The sequence below is a fragment of the Chryseobacterium sp. genome, from assembly GCF_029240215.1.
Taxonomy (GTDB): Bacteria; Bacteroidota; Bacteroidia; order Flavobacteriales; family Weeksellaceae; genus Chryseobacterium.
On the sequence record NZ_JARBTK010000001.1, the window covers coordinates 343,609 to 366,928 of the forward strand.

The 23,320-nt window shown below is 34.9% G+C and carries 17 protein-coding genes and 1 pseudogene; 5 read left to right on the plus strand and 13 right to left on the minus strand.

Annotation, left to right across the window (positions count from 1 at the left end; translation table 11 throughout):
* Positions 1-26: 26 nt before the first annotated feature.
* The 4 genes from xylA to K0R77_RS01525 form a co-directional block, all read right to left on the minus strand.
* Complete coding sequence (xylA, locus tag K0R77_RS01510) at positions 27-1,355, minus strand: xylose isomerase (RefSeq protein WP_300346521.1); 1,329 nt, start codon at positions 1,353-1,355, stop codon at positions 27-29.
* 105 nt (positions 1,356-1,460) lie between these two features.
* Positions 1,461-2,945, minus strand: a complete 1,485-nt coding sequence (locus K0R77_RS01515) for an FGGY family carbohydrate kinase (protein WP_300346524.1) — start codon at positions 2,943-2,945, stop codon at positions 1,461-1,463.
* 17 nt (positions 2,946-2,962) lie between these two features.
* Positions 2,963-3,688, minus strand: coding sequence for an NUDIX domain-containing protein (locus K0R77_RS01520; protein ID WP_300346526.1), 726 nt, complete (start codon positions 3,686-3,688; stop codon positions 2,963-2,965).
* 939 nt (positions 3,689-4,627) lie between these two features.
* Complete coding sequence (locus tag K0R77_RS01525; protein WP_300346528.1) at positions 4,628-4,894, minus strand: hypothetical protein; 267 nt, start codon at positions 4,892-4,894, stop codon at positions 4,628-4,630.
* Between the two features lie 1,188 nt (positions 4,895-6,082).
* On the opposite strand from K0R77_RS01525, the gene K0R77_RS01530 reads away from it, so the two are divergent.
* From K0R77_RS01530 to K0R77_RS01540, 3 genes are all read left to right on the plus strand, one after another.
* Positions 6,083-6,673 (plus strand): hypothetical protein, encoded by a 591-nt coding sequence (locus K0R77_RS01530; RefSeq protein ID WP_300346530.1) that lies wholly within the window; start codon positions 6,083-6,085, stop codon positions 6,671-6,673.
* Between the two features lie 120 nt (positions 6,674-6,793).
* The gene (locus tag K0R77_RS01535; RefSeq protein WP_300346532.1) at positions 6,794-11,947 is read left to right on the plus strand and encodes an Ig-like domain-containing protein; all 5,154 of its coding nucleotides are present in this window, start codon (positions 6,794-6,796) and stop codon (positions 11,945-11,947) included.
* 156 nt (positions 11,948-12,103) lie between these two features.
* Entirely contained in the window at positions 12,104-12,766 is a 663-nt protein-coding gene (locus K0R77_RS01540; protein ID WP_300346534.1) for a hypothetical protein, read from the plus strand.
* Positions 12,767-13,097: 331 nt separating this feature from the next.
* On the opposite strand, the pseudogene K0R77_RS01545 reads toward K0R77_RS01540, so the two are convergent.
* A pseudogene (locus K0R77_RS01545) lies at positions 13,098-13,633 on the minus strand (YeeE/YedE family protein).
* On the opposite strand from K0R77_RS01545, the gene K0R77_RS01550 reads away from it, so the two are divergent.
* Entirely contained in the window at positions 13,536-13,787 is a 252-nt protein-coding gene (locus K0R77_RS01550; protein WP_300346536.1) for a hypothetical protein, read from the plus strand. The pseudogene K0R77_RS01545 and the gene K0R77_RS01550 sit on opposite strands and share 98 nt — an antisense overlap.
* A gap of 132 nt (positions 13,788-13,919) precedes the next feature.
* On the opposite strand, the gene K0R77_RS01555 is transcribed toward K0R77_RS01550, so the two are convergent.
* The 6 genes from K0R77_RS01555 to K0R77_RS01580 all read right to left on the minus strand — a co-directional run bounded on the left by K0R77_RS01555 (position 13,920) and on the right by K0R77_RS01580 (position 18,969).
* Entirely contained in the window at positions 13,920-14,117 is a 198-nt protein-coding gene (locus K0R77_RS01555; RefSeq protein ID WP_300346538.1) for a hypothetical protein, read from the minus strand.
* 102 nt (positions 14,118-14,219) lie between these two features.
* Positions 14,220-14,900: a type 1 glutamine amidotransferase domain-containing protein gene (locus K0R77_RS01560; RefSeq protein ID WP_300346540.1), complete on the minus strand. Its 681-nt coding sequence runs from the start codon at positions 14,898-14,900 to the stop codon at positions 14,220-14,222.
* A gap of 88 nt (positions 14,901-14,988) precedes the next feature.
* Positions 14,989-15,558 carry a Crp/Fnr family transcriptional regulator gene (locus K0R77_RS01565; RefSeq protein ID WP_300346542.1) on the minus strand — a complete coding sequence of 190 codons (570 nt, stop codon included), beginning with the start codon at positions 15,556-15,558 and terminating at the stop codon, positions 14,989-14,991.
* 171 nt (positions 15,559-15,729) lie between these two features.
* Positions 15,730-16,905: a cation:proton antiporter gene (locus K0R77_RS01570; RefSeq protein WP_300346544.1), complete on the minus strand. Its 1,176-nt coding sequence runs from the start codon at positions 16,903-16,905 to the stop codon at positions 15,730-15,732.
* Positions 16,906-16,977: 72 nt separating this feature from the next.
* Positions 16,978-17,436, minus strand: coding sequence for an Hsp20/alpha crystallin family protein (locus tag K0R77_RS01575; protein ID WP_300346546.1), 459 nt, complete (start codon positions 17,434-17,436; stop codon positions 16,978-16,980).
* Positions 17,437-18,006: 570 nt separating this feature from the next.
* Entirely contained in the window at positions 18,007-18,969 is a 963-nt protein-coding gene (locus K0R77_RS01580; RefSeq protein WP_300346548.1) for an alpha/beta hydrolase, read from the minus strand.
* 273 nt (positions 18,970-19,242) lie between these two features.
* On the opposite strand from K0R77_RS01580, the gene K0R77_RS01585 reads away from it, so the two are divergent.
* Positions 19,243-20,316, plus strand: a complete 1,074-nt coding sequence (locus K0R77_RS01585) for a serine hydrolase (protein ID WP_300346550.1) — start codon at positions 19,243-19,245, stop codon at positions 20,314-20,316.
* Between the two features lie 98 nt (positions 20,317-20,414).
* On the opposite strand, the gene K0R77_RS01590 is transcribed toward K0R77_RS01585, so the two are convergent.
* Both K0R77_RS01590 and K0R77_RS01595 read right to left on the minus strand, forming a co-directional pair.
* Complete coding sequence (locus K0R77_RS01590) at positions 20,415-21,788, minus strand: hypothetical protein (RefSeq protein WP_300346552.1); 1,374 nt, start codon at positions 21,786-21,788, stop codon at positions 20,415-20,417.
* A gap of 47 nt (positions 21,789-21,835) precedes the next feature.
* Positions 21,836-23,128: a hypothetical protein gene (locus tag K0R77_RS01595; RefSeq protein ID WP_300346554.1), complete on the minus strand. Its 1,293-nt coding sequence runs from the start codon at positions 23,126-23,128 to the stop codon at positions 21,836-21,838.
* Positions 23,129-23,320 lie beyond the last annotated feature (192 nt).

A 23,320-nucleotide genomic window follows, 5' to 3' on the forward strand; every position in this document is an offset into this window, starting at 1 on the left:
AAGCTAATTAATTAAACTTTTTGCTTTTAGATATACATATTCACAAGAGCTTCAAACAATTCCTGTTTACCACTTTTTGGTTGTGGCTCGCCAATCTCAATAGCTCTTTTTCTTAGATCTTCCAGAGTTAGCTCGCCGTTTTCAAAAGATTTTCCGATACCATTGTCAAATGAAGAATATCTTTCTGTTCTTAATTTTTTATAATCAGAATTCTCAAGAATATCCGCTGCAACAGATAAACCTTTTGCAAATGCATCCATTCCTGAAACATGAGCAATAAAAAGATCATCCGCATCAATAGAATTACGACGTATTTTAGCGTCAAAATTAACTCCTCCCGAACCTAAGCCTCCTCCTTCAAGAATCACTAACCAAGCCTGTGCAAGATCAAAATAGTCAACAGGGAACTGATCGGTATCCCAACCATTTTGATTATCCCCTCTGTTTGCATCAATACTTCCCAACATTCCCGCATCTACAGCTGCCTGCAATTCGTGCTCAAATGTATGACCTGCCAATGTAGCGTGATTTACTTCCAGATTCAATTTAAAATCTTTGTCTAATCCATAGTTTTTCAGAAAACCTATTACAGTCTCAGCATCATAATCATACTGATGCTTAGTTGGTTCCATTGGTTTAGGCTCGATTAAAAAAGTACCTTTAAAGCCTTGTCCTCTTGCGTAGTCACGAGACATTGATAAAAAACGGGCAAGATGTTCCTTCTCACGTTTCATATCCGTATTAAGAAGACTCATATATCCTTCTCTTCCTCCCCAGAATACATAATTTTCTCCTCCTAATGCAATAGTAGCATCAATTGAATTTTTAACTTGTGTACCGGCACATGCAACAACATCGAAATTCGGATTGGTAGAAGCACCATTCATATATCTTTCATGAGTAAATACATTAGCTGTACCCCAAAGAAGTTTTATGCCTGATTCTTGTTGTTTTTCTTTAGCATATTCTACAACTGCCTGCAAATTTTTCTCATAATCTCTCCAGTTATCTGCAGGATCTACTAAGTCTATATCATGGAAGCAATAGTAACCGAAGCCCATTTTATTCATGAATTCAAAGCCTGCATCCATCTTATATTTAGCTCTGGAAACAGCATCTGTACCTTGTGACCAAGGATGATGGATAGTAGGTCCGCCAAACGGATCGCTACCGTCTGCACATAAGGTATGCCACCAAGCCATTGCAAATCTCATCCATTCTTTCATTGGTTTTCCCATGATCACTCTTTCAGCATCATAGTGACGGAATGCCATTGGATTTCTGCTTTCTTTACCTTCAAATTTAATTTGATCTATTCCTGAAAAAAATTCTTTTGTTGACTTTAAAACGTTCATGTAAGTTGATTTATTAATTGAAAATTTCGTTTTTTGATATGGAACTACCCTGCTCACTATGATTTTTAGTTAGTAAGTATGATAATTTTTTGTTATTTTTTTTGATTATAATATTTCCCTAAGATGATCCTGCCATGTGTAATATGCCTCTAGATATTGCTCCTTTTTTTCATGTTCAGGTTCTATAATTGCAATTTTTTCAAGCGATGCGAATGCTTCAGAAGAGTCTGCATAAAAACCTATTCCCATACCTGCAGCTCTTGCTGCACCTACAGCTCCATCTGTATCGTAAAGCTCTATCACAGCATCGCTTACACTTGCCAGCGACTGCCTGAAAATGGAACTGAGAAACATATTGGCATTACCTGCACGAATAACATTGATGTCCATCCCAATATTCCTCATGATGTTCATCCCATATTCATATGAGAAAACGATCGCTTCTTGTGCAGCTCTCAGAACATCACCTTTGGAATGTATATTGAAATTGATTCCGTGTATAGAGCATCTGGTGTCTCTATTTTCTAAAACACGCTCTGCACCATTACCGAAAGGAATAATACTTAAACCTTTTGAGCCGATAGGTGAAAGTGAAGCTAACTCGTTCATATCTCCATATGAAGAAAGTGATGTAGCAAAGTTGTGTTTAAGCCAGGAATTTAAAATTCCTGTTCCATTGATGCATAATAATACCCCAAGTCTCATTTGCTCCTCACTGTGATTTACGTGTGCAAATGTATTGACTCTCGAAAGCCTGTCGTAATCAAGCTTGTCTAAAACTCCGTAGACAACTCCTGATGTTCCGGCTGTCGATGCAATCTCTCCGGGATTAAAAACATTAAGTGATAAGGCATTATTTGGCTGGTCACCTGCTCTGTAGGATATGGGTGTACCTTCTTTTAACCCAAGTTCATTAGCAGCTGCAGCTGAAACCGTTGACTGAATTCCAAAAGTCGGAACAATCTCAGGGAAGAAACTTTCAGGAATTCCGAAATACTGAATGACATCCTGAGAAATGCAATTATTTTTAAAATCCCAGAAAATCCCTTCTGACAGACCTTCAACAGTAATTCCTATCTCTCCCGATAGTTTCATGGCAATGTAATCTCCGGGAAGCATAATTTTATCAATCTTATCAAAAATCTCAGGTTCGTTATCCTTTACCCATGCTAATTTTGATGCTGTGAAATTTCCCGGGGAATTTAAAAGATGCGAAAGGCATTTCTCCGGTCCTATTTGTTCAAAAGCTTTCTCACCATATTCAACGGCGCGGCTGTCACACCAAATAATTGAAGGTCGCAAAAGGTTCTGATCTTTATCTACCATTATCAATCCGTGCATCTGCCATGTTATTCCGATACCTTTAATGTCTTCGGGGTCTATTCCGGCTTGGTGCATTACTGATTCGTGAGCTAGCTTTAAATTAGTCCACCAATCGGCAGGATTTTGCTCAGCCCAACCAGCTTTCAGCGCAATGATTTTCATTTCTTTTTTAGGTGAAAAATCAGAAGCCACAACCTTGCCGCTCGATGCCTCAATAAGACAAACTTTTACAGAAGAACTACCTATATCGTATCCTAATAAATACATACTATTGAAAATGATTTTTATTTAATTAATTTTGAATTATTCTTTTTGTAGGCCTTCCCATCAAATTTATAGAATCTTGCAGCCCGATGCGGGACGTTATCTTCAATCTCATCCAACGCTACGATATAGCTAAATGAAGAAACTTTTTTATGGAAATTTTTAATATCAATATTCTTTTCACTTAGAGCACAGTATAATTGATATAATTGTCTTATCGTAAACTTTTTTGGTAGAAGCTCAAAAATAATTGAAAAATCAATCTCTATCCATCTTCTGATCTCAACCAGTGCCTCTTTTATGATAATGTTATGGTCAAATGGAAGAGCTGGTATTTTATCAACAGGAAACCAGTCAACATTGCTATACTTTGAACTGTTGATTTTATGATCGATCTTGCAGAGAGACAAATATGCAACAGTAATTATTCTGTCAATATTATGTTTGTACTCTTTACCCATCCATCTGATGTCATTCTGATTACTTGCACGCATTGGGTCGGCGTAACATTTAAACTGTTTCAGCACCATCTTTTTGATACCGGTAAGTTCATACAATACTCTACCAGCAGCATCATTAACGTCTTCATTGCTAAATATCAGACTTCCAGGCAATTTCCTGTGCACTTCTGTTGGGGTGTCATCAGAACGACGTTGAACCAATAATATATTCAGTTGGTTATTTAAGTCGAATCCGAAAACAACACAGTCAACCGAAACATAAGTATGTATAAAATCTGGAGCCATATTAGTATGTTAACATTTACGTAACATGACAAATATAAAAATTCAATTGACAAAAAAAAATAAAATTACATTATATATTAAATATCAACTGTTTACATACCGATTTTTGATGATATGAATTGTATTGTTTTAATGATAAGCTTATCATTAAAAATATGATTATGATAACTTAATCCGCTAGCTGTAAACATATTAAATGTTAAACGTACACTTATTAAGTTAATTTTAGTTAAATTACAGAATATGATAACAAAGGTGATGAATCATTGAAATATTTTTTATTAATAAATTAATAAATGATGATTTTACGTAAATATTAGTCATTTGAGTACCCAAAATTTTCACCAAATTATAGTCCAACAGACAAAATTATGACCGAGTTCGTAATTTTTTAACATAAGATTCAATTCTTTAAAAGTGATTATAGTCATGACAATATGTCTTACTCTTCTATTATTAAACTTATATATAAAAACATCTAATATTGGAAAAGAGTATCATAATGAGCAGTACGCCTTACAACAAAAGTTAACTTTATTGGGCATATCCTTTATAGTATAAAAAAATTAAAAAATCAGTTGGGTAAAGTTTATTGGCATATCAGAAATTTCGGCCGACTAATTGCAAACCATGTTTTTCCAGGAAATGAAAGACAGCAGTAGGCAGAGCTACTTTGTAGAGGAAACCTGATCAGGTTAATAGAATAATTAAAGTTTTAAAAAAAATATTTATTATGGTGGCAGGTGCAGAATTTATTGAAGTATGAATTATAACATTATAAAATATTTGCTGAATAATTGACATCAGTAATACGGATTAGAAAAGCAATGCATTCATTAGAAATAAAAAAATCAATTCTTAAAATTGTCAAGAAAAACATATTATAAAAAAGAAAACTGATCATGCTCCGAAACTGGCATTACAGAGCTAATAGTTTGATTAGTCCTTGTTTTTATGTACACTTGTTTTCTTATTTTTTTTTTGACCAGAGCTGATATCGATTCGATAAACTAAAAAATTTCCGTCAGAGCAATATTCTGTACAGTTCAATAAATTGCTTCGGTCAGATATATTTCGATAATCATTTAGATATTTTTCCATCTCTTCCTTGGCTGCAGGCACAATGATATACTTTGCATCATGCTGATATTCGTCTGCGTATTTCTGCAGTTTCTCAACTCTGCTTAGGGCTTCCTCGTAATTCATTTTATATTAATTTTTTACAATAAACAAATAATGCTCAACACTTTTATAACTATTTTTCATTTTTTGGTAAGAAAGATTGAGATGAACATTTTCTTTTCACAGCCAGCAAAATAACTTCGGAAAATTCTTCAGCATATGCGTACATATGGTTCACCATTTTAAATAAGCAAGAAAACGTCAAGATACAATTGGTAAAAAATCGTAGGTAATAGTATGAAAATTCACTTCTAAGGTCTAAGGAGTATACCTTTAGTGAACCATTAAGAAGTATAGGAACATATTGATGAGTTTTGTATCCTTTATTTATAATCTCTTTTTGGGATTCAATAGTTGTTTGAATACCATTCTCATCAACTTTCCGAAAAAAAATATCATTCAAGGAGGAAACTATCCTCTTTAGAGTTTCTATTTTTGTCATTCTCATGGTTTATTATACTTCAACCGTCTATAATGCACAATCCCTTATTCTTATTCAGAGCCAATCTATATATGGCTAATTAAATATAAAGAGCAGACATTTGTTGATTTTTTACGGAAAGAAATATTAAACACAGCGTTCATTGCAAAACTCCTTGATTTGGATCTGCTCATACTATGTGAGACTGTGTTAAATTTTCATTTCGCTTTAAATTTCAACAACTTAAAAGCATGTTTTAGTTTTCAGTTGCAAATATACTGGTCTTTAGCCAAACAATCTTATAAAAAACGAATTTAAAGTTGTTAATTTCATCCATTATTTTCATTTTCATATGGTTTTAGTGGCAATCAGTGTATTTTGATATCTTAAACAGAATCAGCATTAAGAATCTGTTTTTTGGACGTGAATACAAAACTTTAAATCATAATCTTATATTATTGAATTTTTATAAGTCTAAATTATTAATATAAAGTCTGAATAACCACCTAAGAAAAACAGAAAAAAATGAAGCAGACTTAGAGAGTTTCGCAACTGAGCTATTAAATTTTTAATATTCCATAAAGGTTTGAAGATTAAACCCTTCAATTATTTACATAATAAAAATATGTTTGAAAATTATTGATGGTACCACATATGTAGAAAAGCAGGATATTTTTAATTTTCAAAGCTCAATCGCAAGATCTGAAAATTGCTAATCATATTAATAATTATTTGAAAGAGAAACAAATAAGTGTATATTTGCAAACTTAAAAGTAAGTTACTTTTTCGCAATGCTAATAACCCAAGAAAACAAGAAAAACAAGAAGATAACAAAATTTCTGTTATCTCTTTTCCTTATTTGTTTTTCTAGTTTTATTCACGGGCAGGTTTACATTCAACAAGGGGCAACGGTTTTTGTGGAAAAAAACACCGTTATTACAGAAAACTTATCCAATGCCATTTCAGTATCAGGCAACGTATCCTCACAACATTCTGAAAAAACATCAACCATTCAGCAAAAAAGCAGAGATGATAAAACCTCCGTAATCAAACGAAGAAAGACAAAACCGGCAAAAAAAGACACTCTTGAGCTTTCCCAAAAAAGAAAGCAACAAGTCCCCAAAAAACAAAAATACAAACCGGCTTCCTTAGGATTTCTTTTTAAAAACAGCAGTGACGAAAGTTTCATACTAGCGGGTTCTGCTGAAAAACCCATCCTGTTTCCTGATCACCATTTGAAATGGGAAATACCTGAGACTGTCAACACATTTTACAACATTTATTTTGTTGAAAAGAACAAATCTTTTTACACCTCTACACACCCATTAATCCGCACAAGCAAAAGCTTCCGGACACGTCCTCCCCCTTTTTCATTATTCTAAAAAATGTATTGTAATAATACGTTTTCGAAAAAAGCTATTATAATTTTTTTTTGATTGGTCATCTTCGTCATATTAACTCAATATGAAAAGCGAATGATGATTATAATTTTATGCTAAATAATGAAAAAATCTACTTTAAAAAAACCTACATTGAAAAAATATGTAGGACAAAAGCTCAGACCTATGATTTTTGCAATAGTACTGATGCTCAGCTCCCTTAATGTTTCTGCACAACAGCCAAGTTCTTTTATTCTTGCAATCCCGGGTCAGAATCTTAACTTTTTGAATGCTAACCGCACACTTATTACAAACGCAGGAAACAATGGGTTATCTGCCGGCTCTGTGTGGCGTTACGATAATCTTATTACGACTAACGGAATTACTATTTACGGTCTTCTTACCATCAAAGAAGTTAACGGAACAGGAACCGTTCTTACAATTCTGGATGATGAAGCTCCTAATACAGGACTTCCCGGGAGATTTCAACCCCGGATAACTACACCAGCTTCAGGTGGTAATGTTTTGTTTGAGCTGGAGTTTTATGAAGTTACTACCAATAAAAGAGCCTACATTTCAGAATATTATTTTACCGCAGCAGATATTGACGGAAATGAAGTTGTGGAAATAGGAGGATATTCTACCTATCAGGTAGATGCAACCAGCGGTCTTACGATCAGTCAACAACCATCCGGACGAACAAGATTTGGAGGGATTACAACTGAACTCAATGGCGTTACTTTCGATAATACCGCTGCATTTATTGCACAATACAAGTTTCCATATACCAAAGTTACGTTTGCACTTGGTAAAAGCAATGCTGGAACTGCTCGTCAGTTTTCCGTTCAGTTTGGAACCGCAGGAGGTACTTTTACTAACCCTACTACTGTAAGGAATCCTGTGAAACTGATGTATATTAACAAAACTGCAGATACCGATCATTTTTTAGCGGGAACGACAAGAAAATACACTGTTGTTCTGGATAACCTGGGAAGTACAGCAGAGAATGTAACTCTTACAGACCCGCTTCCTGCAGGACTTTCTTATGTTCCGAATAGCACAACCATCTCAGTACCAGCGGTGAGTGTAGTAGAAAATGTTGGAGATAACTTCAATTCTGTTTCTTACGCCCGAAATAATGGAACGGCTTTATGGAAAAACGAATGGACAGAATTAGGTGAAACGACTACAAATCCGGCTACAGGTGCAATTACAGTTGCAACAAACCGATTAAATTTTGCTACCTTACCTAATGGAAGTGGTATTGAAAGAACCGCAAATCTTACAAAAGCTGCAAATGCTTCTTTATCATTTGCTTACACACAAACTGCTGCTAATGGAACTTTAGACGTTCAGGTTTCTCCGAATGGTTCAACCTATTACTCAATAGGAACTGTAAGCGGAACCACAAGCGGTAACTTTAGTGCGATAATCAACCCTCTTTATTTAACTGCTGATACACGTATCCGTTTGGTAAATTCAAGCGGAAGTGCTTGGGCTACAAAAACAACTACCGTTGATAATCTGTTATTAGAGTACACTTTAAGCCAGGCAGTACAAAATAAAACAAATGCTCTTTCAGGCGGTACTTTAGTAAATGGTGTTCCTTCGAATGTAATTGCCAGCAGTGATAATATCACCTTATTACCTGGAGCAAAAGCAACCATTACTTTCGATGTAAATGTAAACTGTAATGCACAGGGAATTATTACCAACACTGCAACAGCTGCTTGTCCGGGACTTTATGAAGATACCATTTCAGCCTCTCATACAGCGTATGTAGATCCTGTAAATGTAACCGGGTCAAATCGTTGTGATGCCGGTACCGTTACTCTCACAGCAAGCGGTGCACAGGGGAACCAGCAATATCGTTGGTATGCTGCTTCTACCGGAGGTTCTCCTTTAGCAACAGGAGCATCTTTCACGACACCGAGCATATCTGCTACTACCACTTATTATGTTTCTTTTTACAATCCGGATACGGGTTGCGAATCTGGTCGTACGCCGGTTATCGCTACAGTTTCTTCTGCAAGCAGCATCACCGGAACAGGGGTAATTTTCACCACTACAGGAGCTAACGGTACGTCAGGAAATACAGGAGCTTTAGCAGCTCCAAATACTGCTGCAAATAATAATACAGTAGGAACAAATCCTTGGGCTAATGTTGCTAATATTGTAAGCAGCAATAATATCAATACATCAGCTACTAATATTGCTGCAAATGGCGGAACGTCACAATACTTGGAAATTCCTTTTCCAGCTATTACAATTCCGGCAGGAAATTCTATAGCGGGAATTAGCATAAATTTAGAAAGAAATGCTTCCGGCGCTAATAGCATAAGAGATAACGTTGTTCAACTCTTGAAGAATAACGTTGCAGTTGGAAACAATAAAGCAGTTACAGGAACATTCTGGCCTACTACAGATGCTGTTGCTCAATATGGAGATGCTTCAGATCTTTGGGGAACAACTTGGCAATCTTCTGACTTTGCAAATACCAAACTCAGAATACAGGCGTATAATAATGCAAACGGTACAGCAACTGCAAACATAGATTATGTATCGTTTACGGTTTATTACGCTGCTTTTGGAGATGATCAAAGCAGTGTGAACTTCAAAATCACAGGTATTTCAGGTGCTACAGGGTATACTTGGACAGCACCTGCCGGAGCTACAATTACATCAGGACAAGGAACGGATTCTATTTTGTTAAATTTTAACAATGCCGGACAAAGTGGTACGTATACTGTTTGCGCAACCCCTACAAACTCTTGTGGAAACGGAACGCAAATCTGCCGTACAATTGCAGTCACCAATAATGTAAACAATGAAATCTCAGGAACTGTTTATAATGATCAGAACGGTTCGGTAGCTCCACAAAAAGTAGACGGTACTCCGGTATCGCAGATTGGAGGACAACAACTATATGCGATTATTACCCTGAATACTTCTCCTTACACTGCCATTTCATCCGTTACTGTTGCACCGGATGGAACTTATAAATTTAGCTACCTTGCAAGTACAACAGCAAACGCTTATAGAGTATTTATTAAAACTACACCGTACGGTGATGGTATTGCTGTGCCTACAACATCTGATCTCCCTGCAGGAGCTACATTTAACGGAGCTATAGATAATGATACTACTAACTCTTTGACAGGAGGAAATTCTACGAATGCCTATCTTGTTGTAACTGCAGGTAACAATACCAATAATACGAATGTAAATTTTGGTATTGCTATAAGCAACCCTGTAGGAAATGCTGACACGACAAGCACATTGGAAGATACTGCAAAAACATTCAATATATTGACGAATGATACAACCGCTTCCGGAACCCTGGATGGAACTACTGTAGATTTGGATCCTACTACTGCTGGAAGACAGACTACTTACACAACAACCAACGGATCATGGAGTGTTGATAACAATGGGAATATAACCTTTACACCGGCTCAGGATTATTTTGGTAGCGATTCCATATCTTATACTGTAGAAAACTCATTAGGATACAAATCTAATCCAACAAGTATTACGGTAACTGTAGATCCTGTAAATGATTCACCTTCTTTCACAAAAGGAGCTGATCAGACTCATATTCAAACCAGTTCTGCTATGCCTTACGTTGTAAACGCATGGGCAACAAACATCAGCAAAGGACCTTCTAATGAGTCTTTACAAAGCATTGTTGGTTTTATTGTTACCAATAACAACAATGCAATGTTTACGGTACAGCCTAATATCAGCAGCAGTGGACAATTGCAGTATACTCTTGCGGCCAACGCCAGCGGAACAGCTACTATAAGCGTAAGAGTTCAGGATGATGGAGGAACGGCAAACGGAGGTATAGATACTTCCTCTATTCAGACATTCACCATCGCTGTAAAACAAGATACCGATAGAGATGGTATTCCGGATGATACTGATTTGGATGATGATAATGATGGGATTACGGATGAAGCAGAATGCCCTACAATCTATTTTGATTTTGCAGATGCAGCAAACAAGGCTACTCTTTTATCCGGCTCGGCGGGAACAAATACCAATTTTATTGCCGGAACTAAGCTGATCAGAGCCAACGCTCTAACGTATTTAGGACATCAGTATGATGCAATTCTAACTGTAATTTCTAAAAATACGCCAAGTTCAGGAACAGGGACACCTGCATTAGCTTTAACTTCAGCAGGCGCTTTAGCTTTGCAGAATACCAGAGCTTCAGATAATCCTTATGCGGAATTCAAATTAGACTTTGTTGCTACAGGGACTGTTTCTAACGCTTCTGCAATATATACTCCGGCAACTCTTCCTTACGTGACTATTCAATTCAACAATATAGACGGGAATAATCAAGCTTTTTCAGACGTAGCAGGTTTTAATACTTCTACGGCACCAAGCTCAGTTATTATAGGAAGTAACCTCGTGAACGGTGGATTTACAAGTGCGACAAATTCTCCTCCTGCATCATATAACTATTACAGACATATGAATTTGGCAAATGATGGTACGGGAACTGTTCCAAATATCACAACAGACGATGAAAACATCAAGATGTATATGCAATATGACAGCTACACTTCTGCAATGTTCGTTTTTGGAATAACCGGAAACTCTACTACAAATATTGTAGAAAGAGCTGCCGGTATGAGACTAAGAAGTGCTTTTGCCTGTGATACTGACGGTGATGGCATTGCAGATCAGTTAGACTTAGACAGTGATGGTGACGGCTGCTCTGATGCTACAGAAGGTGGCGCAGATATTCTGTCAACACAATTGGTAACAGCACCTGCTTCGCTATCGGGAGGCAGCACTACAGTAAACCAAAATCTTTGTGCCTCACCAACGTGTGTAAACTCGACCGGTATCCCTCAATTCGGAGTATTGCCTGCAAACTACAGCAATACTGCAGGACAAAGTATTGGTGATTCCAAAAACAACGCTATAAATCAATGTAATACCCGTTGCTACAAACCAGGAATTACTGATGCAGGAAATACCTTCCCCTCTAAACAGGGTATTACTGCATTGTCAAGAGCGGGAGCCGACAATGGAAACTGGCCGATGGCAAGACAAAGTGCGTGGAATGTATTGGAATCCAAAGAAAAAGGATTTGTTATAAACAGAGTACCTACTACTGCAGCTCTTGCTAATATTACCAACCCGGTAATCGGAATGATGGTCTATGATATTGAAGCAAAATGTCTGAAAATATATGCTGTAAAATCCGGAGAAACCAATGCTGCTTGGCACTGTTTTGAAACACAGGCTTGCCCGGATTAAGAATATTAACCTCCAAAAAAGGATTATTATGCGGAATTCTACAATTTTTAAGAGTCTGCAAAATTTTCCAGAGAAATTTTTAGAGGGTACCTACAAATAATAACTGAAAAACCTTCAAGGTTTAATTTACCTTGAAGGTTTAAAAAAAGATTTACAATGATAAATATCAAAAAAATAACCGCCACAGTTGCCGTAATTATATCTTTCTCCGCGCAGGCTCAGATAGCTATCGGAAAAAGCGAGCTTTCTAAAATACAGCCTGCCAATACGACAACCAATCCGAGCATTTCGTTAGAATTTTATGACTCGGCAGACAATAAAAAAGGAATGGTTCTCCCATGGACTTCTACAGTAAACAACCAGCCCGTAAGCTACAATGCAACAACCGGAGCCGGCTACAGAGGGATGCAGGGCACAATAGAGAACGGAACTCTCATCTTCGACCTTTCCGACAAAAATATAAAGTACAGAAAAGACGGAGTTTGGTTTAATCTTACCAATGTAACCTATCCCGTTGACGTGAAAAGGTCTGATAACACGACACAAACGATAAGTGCAAACAATGCTGTAGACAGTTCTTTGCAGGATAATGTAAGAGAGAATACCGATGCAAAAGCTGCTATCGGAACCAACTCCAATTCTGATACAACCACAGGAATCTTGGTGCTTACTGATGTAAACCGTGCAATGATTCTTCCTAAAGTTGCAAGCCCGCACCTGAACATCATCAATCCTACTCCAGGAATGATGGTATTCGATACGGTAAAGCAACAATTAGCCGTATACAACGGAACCGTATGGAGCTTCTGGAAACCTTAGCTGTAGTTTAGCTTAGCTTAAAAAAATCCCTGTTTTACAGGGATTTTTTGTTTATGCCTAATAGCAAAAAAATTATTGTGGCTTGATTATTAGAGCTCCTATTAATTTGCCGTTATTTCTTCATTGAGAAGTTCCGGATTACGGCTTTTATGCCCAAATTTTGTTAGTCTTAATGCGGCAATTTATCTCTAAAATAAGCATAAATCCAAGTTCCAAAAACAGCACTCGTTAAAGTATTAAATATTTCAAATTGTGATACCATTTGTGCTGAAATTGGCTTTCGTTGGTACAAATACCGGATCTCTTTTTCTTTTGTCATTATTAAAAAAGTTTAGATTGAAAGAATGATTGGCAAAATGAAATTTGCCATTAAAAAACCGCCAATCATAAAGCAGATCGTTGCCACAAAAGACAGCCATTGCAGATTGGAAAGCCTCATTATAGCATGCCCGCCTGTGCAACCGCCCGCATATCGGGTCCCAAACGCTACGAGAAATCCGCCGACAACCATCAAAATAAAACCTTTTACGTTAATAAACTTTCAAAATCCATTAGTTGTGTAGGGGGCAAGATTGCTGTAACCTGTGATTCCGTAAGTTACCAATTCGGTTTTAAGTTTTGGATTGACTGTAATTTCTTCCTGATTCATCAAAAATTGAGCAGCAATTATTCCTCCAAAGAAAATTCCCAATACAAAGAATAAATTCCAGAATTCTTTTTTCGGTCGTATTTGAAAAAGCTCACGTTTAACGGAATACAAGCTTCACAAATGTGCCGTAATGACGAGCTGATTTCAAAAGATTTGTCTGCTAAAATCAGCAAAGCAGGAACAGTAAGATCAATCAGCGGACCTGCAACGTACCACAGTCAGGGTTCTTTTATGATATCTAACATTAATATTATTTATTTAATTAATTCAAAATTCTTTCAAAACTTTACTCTGACAAACGAAATCGCTTTTGGGAACATCAGTCTGGCTATTGCATTAAAACCGCTCTCAACTTCAGTAAAATTCCTGTAACCCCTTGTCTTTAAAATATTTGCCGCCATCATACTTCTATAACTGCCCACACAGTGAAGATAAAAATGTTCAATAGATTCAATATGATTGATCTATTCATTGATGTAAGCTAAAGGCTTATTGCAGGCTTCATCAACGTGTTTTCGTTTTCTTTTCTAACGTCAATGATTGTAATGTTTTACCTTTAATCTCATCTTCAAACTGTTTTGCGGAGATTCGATGAACTTTGTTTATTTCCTTTCCACTGTTTTTCCAAGATTCAAAACTACCTTTCAGAAAACCTAAAACATTGTCATTACATTCTCTCTTGCTCTTTAAAAATTGCCTCATTTGAAATTGATTTTGGTATCTGAAAAAGCTTGTCTGATTATAAAAAACAATTCCTTAAAACTAAAAAGCTTTAAGGAATTATTTGCAATAAAAAACTTACTTCTAACCAATAAGTTTCAGCAGCTCCATAGCAACTTTTTCAGAAGAAGCAGGGTTCTGCCCTGTAATTAATCTTCCGTCTACTACCGCATAAGGACTCCAGTCTTCTATTTTACTGTAAATTCCACCATTCTTTTTCAGCATATCTTCTACCAAAAAAGGAACAATATCCGTCAGTTGTACAGCATCTTCTTCTGTATTTGTAAATCCTGTCACATTTTTGCCTTTCACAAGATATTCACCGTTTATCTTTACATCTTTCAAAACTCCGGGTGCGTGACATACAAATGCAACGGGCTTGTTGTGTGTGTAAAAATCGGTAATCAGCTCTTGCGAAGTTTTATCTTCAGCCAGATCCCATAAGGGACCATGACCACCCGGATAAAATACAGCATCATAATCTTCACTTTTCACTTCTGATAAAAGAAGTGTATTTCTAAGTTTCTGCTGTAAAACAGGATCGCTATCCATTCTTCGTGTAGCATCAGTCTGAGATGACGGATCTTCACTTTTCGGATCTATCGGCGGAAGACCTCCTTTTGGAGATGCGAGTGCAATCTCAATTCCCTGGTCAGATAATGCATAATAAGGTGCGGCTAATTCCTCAGTCCAAAATCCTGTTTTCAAACCGGTATTTCCTAATTCATCGTGGCTCGTAAGCACAAATAAAACTTTTTTGTTCATTTTAGTAATTTTTAAATTTATAGTACAAAGTTGGATATATTTGCCTGTTTACCACGTGATGTGTATCACTTATTTTTTGTGACCCAGCTCACAATTTGTGGGAAATCCTGCTCAATGTTTCTCTGGAAACGCCAAGATAAGATGCAATAATTGATTTGGGCAGCCTTTGAATAAGTTGCGGATACTGAATAGAAAACTGCTCAAAACGCTCTTTTGCGCTTGCAGTAAGTAATGACAGAATTCTCTGCTGTAAGGCAACATATCCCAAACTGTTTTTGATTCTGAAAAAATGTTCAACCTTATGATTATTTCTGCACATTTCCTCCAGATTTTCTTTGTCTATACCATAAAGTTCAACATCTTCCAGGCAATTTATATTTGTGACTGAAGGAACTTTATTATAGAAAGCCTGAAAATCTGAAATCCACCAGTTTTCACTTGCAAACTGAATGATATGCTCTTTCCCGTCTTGAGTCGTCAAAGACGCTTTTAAAAGACCTTTTCCAACAAAATAAATAGATGTAACAGCCTCATTTTCCTGAATAAGATGCTGGTGTTTTTTGAGTTTCTTCAATTTAAAGAAAGAATTGATGTATTCAAATTCTTCATCCGTAAGAGACACTATTTCCTCAATATGTTTTCTTAATGCTACATTCATTTAATGCTGTTATTTTCATGATTAAATATATGAATTTTCATGTTGTAGAATTTCAAATGAATAGTATAAAAAACAACTTTATCATCAGGCAGCTTTTATTTTAATATTACAGAACATCGCTGATAATGTTTAAAAATAAGGTCAAAAGAATTAATCTTTCAAGTTTATAGCTTATGATTTCTTTAATGAAACAGGATTTTTTTTGTCTAAAATATTTTTAAGTATTGCAATCCAGATGGTAGAAAATAAAAGGGTGAGACAGGTTATAGCAAGACCGGCTTTGTATATATCATAATGAATGATGTGCGCTTTGTAGGCAATAGTAAGTGCCAGAATCCCAAACTCACCTGTCTGTGATAATAAAGCACCACCGTACCAGCTATTTTTCCAGTCGAATTTTAAAAAACGGAAAACAATTGCAGATATCAAACTGTTGCTCAATAACACAAAGAAAGTACCGATAAGAATGATTTTATTATGACTCAGAAAATAGCTGAGATCCAGCCGCAAACCTATAGATACAAAAAATAATGCAACGAAAAACACCTTAAAAGAAGCAAGAGAATGCTCGAGCCAATTGAGAACTTTAAGCCTTCCGACAAGAATGCCCGCAATAAAGCTTCCTAACGCACTGCTCAAACCGACAAGATCTGCCAACAAACCAAATCCCATACAGATCAGAAGACCAAAAAACAACTGCAGGTCGTGATCATACCCCACTTTTCTCAAAAATCCGGGTAATCTTATTTCCTGTACGTTTCTGATTCTTTTGAAAAGAAGAAAGATCGCAATACATATGATGATCGGAAGTATAAAATTTATAGCTGTTAATTGATGTCCACTCCAAGCTTTTAAGAGAGTCAGTACAGGTGCCAGTAAAATATCCTGTAATAGAAGAATATTAAATATTGTACTGCCAAATGTTGTGTTGAGTATATTGTATTTCTTTAAGAATTCGGTGACGACAGCCGTGCTGTTAAAAAAGAAAAGTACAGCTATTAAGGTGATACTTTTGGAGTCTAATTGTAGAAAGTAGCCTATAAGAACTGCAAAACTAAAACCTAATAGTACCTTCATTCCCTGAGCAACCAGTGGTTTTACAATGAGATGCCGTTTATTGGGAATGTTGATTTCCAGACCCAAAAAAAACATAAGAAGCAATATCCCAAGTTCACCAATGATTTCTATCTCTTCTACATTTGAAAAAACACCTGTAATGTGAGGTCCCAGCAAAATTCCGGCAACAATATAGGCTATGAGATAAGGCTGATTAAATTTTTTGAGTATAAAACCAAGAATTAATAGGGTAAGTGATAAAATACAGATAGACCATAATAATGCATTCATATCCTGTAAGTTTAAATTAATGATACGACAAAAAATAAAAGGTTTCCCGGAAGCCGGGAAACCTTTTAAAAATTATTGAACTTCAATTAATTTTGTTGTCTCTATTTTTCCACCGGCCTTTTTCGGAATGATGAGTCTTAAAACTCCATTCTCATATCGGGCTTCAATTCTTTCATCATCAACTACCTCTTTTGCGAGTTCGAAACTGCGTTGAAAAGATTGGTAGCTGAATTCTCTTCGTGTAAAGGTTCCTTTGTCTTCTTCATGTTTGTCTTCTTTAGAAGATGAAATGGTGAGCACATTTCCGTCAAGAGTGATTTTGAAATCTTCTTTGTTCATACCTGGTGCTGCAACCTCTACTTCAAAAACCTCCTTAAGCTCCTTAATATTCACCGACGGAAGTGTTGTACGTGAAGGCGAAAAATTATTATTGCCCCAATTAAAAAGTTCGCGGTTGAAAAAATCGTCAAACAGTGAACGTGGATTGGCAGGAATCAAACTGCCATTGTTTCTTTTTACGATTGTTGTCATAACAAACAAATTTTAAGTTAAACAATATTTTAATGATCTCAATTTTCAAAAACACAAAAAATATACCATCAAGACCATCTGAAACATTGTCATATTGAGACTTTTATATTTTACATTTTGTCATTTTTTCAATGTAAAAATGTCACTCAATAACTAAAGCTATAATCAAACTGAAGAAACCTTTTGATATTAGGGTTCACCTTTAAATGATAGCCGCTGAGTCAAAAATTCGAACTTTTTCTTATGCATTATTGTTAAATTCATTATGCAATTCAATATTTAACAATAATGTATAAGAAAAAACTTGGCTGTATTAATTAAATTTTTAACTTTATTAGCACAAACCAAAATCATATATCATGGTGAAAATTTCAATATAACCATAACTTCCGGCATTATGAAATGGAGCCCAGAAGAAAATATATATACTCCGGATCATCAGCTTTAAATCTAATTAGATTTCCAGAACTATCTTAGCTTTTGCTTAAAAATGCAAAAAACAATTTATTTTGCTATTTATTTTCCTTTGGTATCTTTGGGAAAATGGTTTGCATTTAAAATAATTGTATACTAATGTTCCTGCTTATCAGTATCCGCCAAAATTTCATCTATAATTATTTTTTGAACTCGCTCTGCCTCTTCGGTCAGTACAGAATGTCCTGCATTTTCAAAAGTATAGATATTTTTTTCAGGTGCTTTCAATATCTTAAAATATTCATTCGCAATACCGAAGTTAGTCTGCAAATCTTTTTCGCCTAAAAACAGATATACCGGACAGTTTATTTTGGGTAATTCAACAAAAAGATTCTTCTTCATTACCTCATTCCATGTAGACATCCAGATCTTTGACCAATCTTCCATATATTGCTTCAAAAGAGGGAGGTCTTTTTCTGCAAATGGGTGTCCGTCATAGCTGAACATCCATTTTCTTGAGTAAAACATGTCTTCATAGCTCATAAATGGAATTTTAACGCTATTCAGTTCTTTCTGGGCGGTTACATTAGAGTTCGCTTTTGCATCAAGTTTCAATTTTTCGAGCAAAATTTGTTCGCTTTTTGTTTGATTGATAACAGGGCTGAAAGCGATATAAGCATTTAAAAGTTCAGGATGCTTTTCTGCCATCTTAAATCCCAGAACGGTTCCCCAGGATTCCCCTACGAGATATAATTTTTTTTGATTAAACTTTTTTAAAAGTATCTTGATTAATTCATATGTATCATTTTCCATTAAATTAAAGGTGATGGGAACCGATGATTTGTTTAAAGCATCTGTTCTACCCGCTCCTCTTTGGTCCCATTGAACTACAAGAAAGTGCTTTTGGAGATTATTAGAGAAAATCTCCGCCTGTTTCATCCTTGAACTTCCTGGTCCGCCGTGTAAAAAAAGGATAAGCGGTAAGTCTTTGTTCCCGCTGTAAGAGACAACCTGTTTGATGTTTCCAACGGATACAGTATCATATACAGATTGCGATTGTGCCAATAAATTATTGATGAATAATACAATAATCCATACACTAAAAATTTTTACTTTCATATTCTATTTAACATTTTCTGGTTCAATCTTATTTTCACTATTGGTCATCAGTTATGGCAAGCAAGGTAGTCAAAAATTTAACAAATCATCTGTTATTAAAAAGAAAAAAAGTGACAATATACTTGAATGTTCTAGATTGTATTTTTGAGTAAAATACTTAAACTTTTAACGAAAAACTTAATAGTGAAAATTTTAGTTTATTTAAAATATACACTACTTTGTATTGCACAGTATTAAAATTAAAATATATCTTTGCATTAAATATATGTCATTATGCAAAAATTCTTTTTATTATGTTTTATTCTTTTCCTTTCGATCCCATCAAATGCTCAAAATCCGGATCGGAAAATTGACAGTCTGATTCAGTCTGAATTCAAAGAATCTAATGGACCGGGCGGCGTTTTCCTAGTCTCACAGAAAGGGAAACCTGTTTATAAAAAAGCTTTCGGAATGGCAAATTTGGAATTGGATGCTAAGCTGAATACAAACAGTATTTTTCAGATCGGCTCTATGACCAAACAGTTTACAGCCATCGCTATTCTGATGTTGGAAGAACAGGGAAAATTAAAAGTTGATGATCCTATCTCAAAATACATACCTTCCTATCCTAACGGGAATAACATTACCATTCATCATCTTCTGACACACACTTCAGGCATTAAAGATTTTACGAAAATGAAAACCATATCCGACATTGCACAAAAGGAAATGACACCCGAACAAATGGTTGATTTCTTCAAAAATGAGCCTGTTGATGATGCACCCGGAGAAAAATTTGAGTACAATAATTCCGGTTATGTGGTTTTAGGATATATCATTGAGCTGACATCCGGCGGAACTTATGAAGATTTTATAAAGAAAAATATATTTGATAAGATCGGGATGACCAATTCTTATTATGCCAGCGACAGGAAGGTTATCAAAAACAGAGCTTACGGTTATCATAAAAAAAGTTCGGGTTATGTGAATAAAACAGTGATTAATTTTAGTGTTCCTTTTTCTTCCGGTTCGTTAATGTCAACCTTGGATGATATGTTGAAATGGCAAAATGCATTAAATCAAAATCTTTTGTTAAGTCAAAAAAATAAAATGAAAGCTTTTACAAAATATAAGCTAAATAATGGACAGGAAATAGAATATGGCTATGGATGGCACTTGAAAAATATCAATGGCATCGCAACCCGTGAACATGGCGGAAGTGTTTTTGGATTCAAATCTATGGCAGTTTATATTCCCAGTGAAGATATATATGTCTTAGGATTCAGTAATTGTGACTGCAACTCTCCTACCCAACTGGTGAAAGATATTGCAAAACTAAGCGTTGAAAATCTGAAAAACATAAAATAGTATAATTGGTAATTGTATAAAGTACTTAATCTAAAGATTATAGATGTTTATTCCAAATTCATGCCCAATCACTTAGCATGAATTTGGAATTAAACAGCCTATTTGGCTTTCAAAGCAATAAGTGTTTTCAAGTCTTTTTTCTTAATATTAATGATGATGAGCTGGCTTTTATCGGCTAACAAAATTTTGTAAGTGAAATCCTGATCAGCATTAAACTTCCAATTCATCAGTTCTTTAAATTGTGTCCTGATGAGTTTGAGTTTTTCAATATTATTTTTTGATACGATGATTATTTTGGTCAATGGCGTTTTTTGCATTTTTTCAATACTTTTTTCCGTAATTTGAGTTTCATATTCTGCACTGGAACGGTAACGAAAAAGTTGATTGATCGTATTAAAATCATTCTCATTTTCGGAGATCACATATCGGTAGGTCATTATATTGTCGAGCTCATTGATCCAATTCGGAAAGTTGGTTTCGTACAGCTTTATATAACTGTCAATAAAATTTTTATCAATTGATTTCTTTTGAATAATGTACTCTTTAACTAAAGGGTAAATTTTTCTCGCCATCAGATCTATATATCGATGGTAGTACCAGTCATTCTGATCTAAATTCCCTTCTAATTTTTCATAGACATACCCATTTCCTAATGTCGTAGCCAGGAGTTCATTCAAAAGCTGATAAGCATAATTACTGCTTTTTGATTTATTTTCTTTGAAAGCCTGATCCATTTCAACTTTTATTTCAAGCGATTGCTCATTATAGATGATATGAAAGATTTCATGCATCATCACGCTAAACAAATCTTTATAATCCTTTAAATTGGTTTGAATTGCACTTACAAAATTATTGCAGAATGCCTGTGCGGTGAAGTAATCCGAATCTGGCAGCGGATAGAATGCAATCTGAAACGGAACAGACAGATCCCAGCTTGAATGATAAAAAGATAAGCCTGTCTGAAAATATTCTTCTATTTTATGATCATTAGCATAAGCTGTAATTTCTATGACCTGTTTTTCAAATTTTTCTCTGTTTGGATGATAAATTAATTCGTTATAGATGGGCGTGAAATATGAAATGAATGCTGTCAAATCATTCAAAGTTTTGATGGGAACGATCCCAATGGAGCGAAGCATAAAATCATTCAGATTATCAGTCTCGATGAGATTTTTCTTTAAAATATCCCTCGTCTGCATCGGAACTTTTGATCCATATGGAAACTCCTCAAACTGATAGCTGTAATCAATGGCTAACTTATCAAACTTTGCAATCTTATTTTTGTAGTCTTCCGTATTATATTTTGACTTTTGAAATGCAGTTTTAAATACATTTTTCGGATGATTTTCAGAAAGATTCTGAATAAAGACAAAAACAGCCAACTGCTCGGAATATTTAATTTTAAGGGTTGGTTTTTGTCCAAATGCAAAAACTGTCAAAAGCAACAAGGGTAATAAAAATAAAGATTTCATATTTTTTGTCTTTTAAGTTTTATATACTTCTTCTCAATCCGTATAGTTTATCTTTTTCCGGTTTTAAATGATATTTTATGTTCCTGTTCTCCCAAAGGATAGCCTTCTACTGATTTCGTTGCCCGGTCTGTGATATAAAAGTCGTATTCCGTATCAGACTTTAAGTCATTTAATTCAAGTGTTAAAATTGTTTTCGTTTGGTCTAAACCTACAATATTTTTTAATGGAAAATGTTCCTTACCTGATTTTGAAAAGTTAATCGAAATTTTATCTCTCATAGGTTTTGAAAACTCAATATGAATCTGCTTTAAGTCCGGATTTACATTCTTGCTGCCGTTTTCAAACTCAACTATTCTTATAATCTTGGGTTGATTTTCTTTATAGGCGGATTTAATCAGCTCAGCATTAATTTTTTCTTCAAAGTATTTTGATTTTTCCAGGAATTGAAGCACTGCAGATTCACTATTAAAATCTAAATCAATAATGTCTTTGACTACCTCTTTTTTATCTTTCGAATTTTCGTAATATTTCTTGGAAATAATATAACCAACGAAATATCCTAAATCGGGATTGTCACTTGAGTCACTGTTATAAAACCAATTTCCGAAATTTTGGCTAAACATTTCCTTTTTAAAATCAGATTTTACTTTTTCATAATTTTTAATTCCATAGTCAATGTATTGTGAAGAGAATTTTTTGTTTAAGGTTAATTCTGCAACAAAGTCACAAGAGCCTTCTTTAATTGATTTAGATAAAACATTCACTTCCCCCTCTTTTTGAAAAGTATGAACAAACTCGTGAATCGTAATCTGCTCCAATTTTGAACTATTAGTAAACTGAAACATTTTCTTAAGATTTTCATTCTCAAATTCTGAAACAATAGTGTTTTTATCACCAACGATTTTTTCAATGCCTAAGAGTAAGTCGTGTTGATTGGTTGTTCCTCCAGATTTTAATGTTCCGATGGTATAATAAATACTTCCATCCGAGTTATGAGGATAAAGCTTTTTTAGTTTTTTCAAAGCTTTGTTTATTGTTCTGATTTTTTTATCATCAATCAAAGTATTTGCTCTAAGGGAATTCCAGAATTTAGGATATTTTTCAATTACGGCCAGATAATCATCTTCGCCAAATTTTTTAATTTCCATAAAAGCATTCAGTCCATTTGTTTTTTTATTCAAAAAAAGATTTTCTATAAGTTCTTTTTTACTGTTATTTTCTACTTTTTGAATACTGTCGTAGACAATCCAAAAATTATTGATATCAGAAGTGTATACTTTTTGAGCCTTTGTAAAGTTAAAAAATGTCAGAATAATTAATATTAATAATATGTTTTTCATTTGATCTCCGCTTTATATGTTATGCCCTATATCACAATGATGTTTTTAGCTCAATTCTGTTGTTATCTTTCTTAATCCTGTCTTTCAAGCATGTTTTATTGATTTGAAGTATCTTGCCACAGAGTATTCATGTAATTTAAATAACCAGATTTCCGTTATCGGTTTTTAATATAAGGTTATTGTAAATATAAC